The sequence below is a fragment of the Mesorhizobium sp. M0437 genome, from assembly GCF_040321335.1.
Taxonomy (GTDB): Bacteria; Pseudomonadota; Alphaproteobacteria; order Rhizobiales; family Rhizobiaceae; genus Mesorhizobium.
The window spans coordinates 1-2319 of the sequence record NZ_JAMYRK010000168.1; the positions used below are offsets into that span (position 1 = coordinate 1).

Sequence of the window (2319 nt, forward strand, 5' to 3'; positions counted from 1 at the left end):
CTTTAAGCAAGGTGGTCGTTCATTGTCACAAGTGGCCCGGTACAGTTCAGAGCTGCAGATCCGCAATCGGCGAGTTGCCAAAGATGCTCTTGTACTCTCGGCTGAACTGCGAGGGCTGAGGTCGCGCGATGCACCTTCAGGAGCCGGGCGACCTCGGCCGGCTTGATATCGTCGTTGATGAGCTGTCGCGCATGCGCGACCTGGTCGGGGGAGGGCAGGGGAGGGACCGAACCGCATCCCGCGCGCCCTGGCCGCGATCCGGCGCGGAGCCATCAAATAGCTCAAACTTCGCTAAAGTCGTAGCGAAACCCGCGAACCTCCCAAAGCTCTGACAGGGTCGGGGTTTCTTTCAAAAAACGAAGAACCTTCCGAGCCGCGATCAAATTGTAGGGGAACATTCCAATAGATGAGTGCCCACAATTCAGCCGCACGACCTCAGGTGGAAGATTGCACTTCGCCAGCAACTCAATGAGACGCTCAGAGCCTCCTGGGCGGGCAACCGTATCGTCCTTACCGAGCAAGAACATCAAATCCAGACGAGGACGTGTAAGGCCGAAAAGATGCTTCTCTAGATCGATGAGACCCCAAGCGGTTCTTAGTCCTTCCAGTGACATGGACGGTTCAATACGACCACGTAAGGCCGTCATGGTCTCCGCAGTCCAGACGAGATCAGCAGGGCTTCCCGGCGATACCATGAGAACCGCCTTATCAACCTTCTGCTCTTGGGCAGCAACGAGACCCGCAACAGTGCCACCCAAACACATCCCTACAACCGAGATTTTCTGATACCCCTGACTATAAAGCCAACGAACAATCTTACGGCCATCTAGGACAGCCTGTCTCATCGACTGGACAGTGCGCCCTAAATTCGCGTTGAAAAGCTTTTCCTCAGAATAGTCATTCGAAGCCCGCCCAAAATGATACGGAAGTGTAGCTTCAATAACCGTTATGCCCTTTCCAGCGAAGTATTTGGAAAATGCCGGATACCGGCTCCGAGCATACCAATGATGAAACACAACAAGCGCATGTTGTTTCAATCCACTGTCGGTAACAACGCATTCAAACGTGTTGTTCGCCTCGTCTTCAGTTGAAATATCAGATTGGAAGGTAACACTATCCGCTTCTTCCCTTAACGGAGCAGCCGGCAATATAGGCGCGAAAAACACCTCGCCTTTGGAAATTTCATTGAAGACCAATTCGTCAGAACCATCATGAAAAAATGGAATCAGCTTATCATGAATACGCCTCTGACGTTCTAATGATCTCAGGATGTGCTTACGATCATAACGGCGCGCTAGATAACGGAACATTTTCTCTCCTTTTTCTTTGCAGGTTGGAAACCTTTCATCATGAAACCAAAGCTGAAACCCCGCCGTACTTCATTCACCAGACAAAGGGGCGGCTGGACATCCCTCCACACTATTTACCGCCCGATAAAGGGTTGCTCGATGCACGTCGGAATGGGGCTGCCAGGTGCTCCTATGTCTATCCGGCGACTGGCAGGGTACCCCCTCGTGCCATCCGCCAATTTACAAGTTGATTGCGGCGATGGAAGCCCCGGGTTTTAACTGGCCATCTGTCCGCAAGCCAACTCAAGCGCCGCGAAATTTGAGAAGTATGAGGATTGTCCGTCTGGCTGGCAAGCGGTTGGCGCCAACTCCGACCGGCCCGGACTGGGTCAAGAACGGAGCATCTGGCGCATCTCATCCGATAGGCTCACGTTGCCCGTCGTTGTGAAAGACAGCGGCCTCGGCGGGTATCATGGAGACGGATCTCGACAGGTCCAAATCGAAATCGACGGTAAGGTGGTTGCAGCAACAATCCAAACCGCGGGGAACGATCGAGGGCAATCCCTTGGGAATGGCCCCACCTACTACGCCATCCCTCGACCGGTGCGCGGAAATCCCTGGTTCATCGAGTATGATGACGCGAACGGCGTGCGCCAGAAAAGCTGGTTCAATCTCAACATGCCACGAGCCAGGCGATCACGCAGGACGAGGTACTATGGGGTCGTAATTCAGGGAGGTTTGTAATGTTCAAGGCGCTTCTCCTGTCCACTGTGATTTTGAACACAGGCGCAGTGTTGACGGCGGCTGGTCAGAGCGACAAGCCGCGATCAAGCGTGGACAATCCTATGTGGCCCGCTTCACTGAAATGGGACTGCAGGACGGCTGCCAAAATCGTGTGTGAGCGTGATGGCGGTTGCGCAGTGGCTGAGGAGCACACTGGTTTTGTGCTGAACTACGGCAGCAACGAAGCTGAGTTCCCGGCCAGCAATGTCAGGATCAAACGCCACTATCAACAGACCGTGCAGGCAAG

Annotated in this window: 1 protein-coding gene and 1 pseudogene; one reads left to right on the forward strand and one right to left on the reverse strand. The window is 54.0% G+C overall.

What is annotated here, in order from left to right:
• Window positions 1–281: 281 nt before the first annotated feature.
• Window positions 282–1310, reverse strand: a complete 1029-nt coding sequence (locus NKI72_RS34605) for an alpha/beta hydrolase family protein (RefSeq protein ID WP_352693571.1) — start codon at window positions 1308–1310, stop codon at window positions 282–284.
• A 722-nt stretch (window positions 1311–2032) separates the two neighbouring features.
• Between NKI72_RS34605 and NKI72_RS34610 the strand changes: the two are divergent.
• A pseudogene (locus tag NKI72_RS34610) lies at window positions 2033–2319 on the forward strand (hypothetical protein); the annotation flags it as partial.

Coding starts and splice junctions, on each gene's coding strand:
- NKI72_RS34605 (WP_352693571.1), bottom strand. CDS start 1,310: ATGTTCCGTTATCTAGCGCGCCGTTATGATCGTAAGCACATCCTGAGA.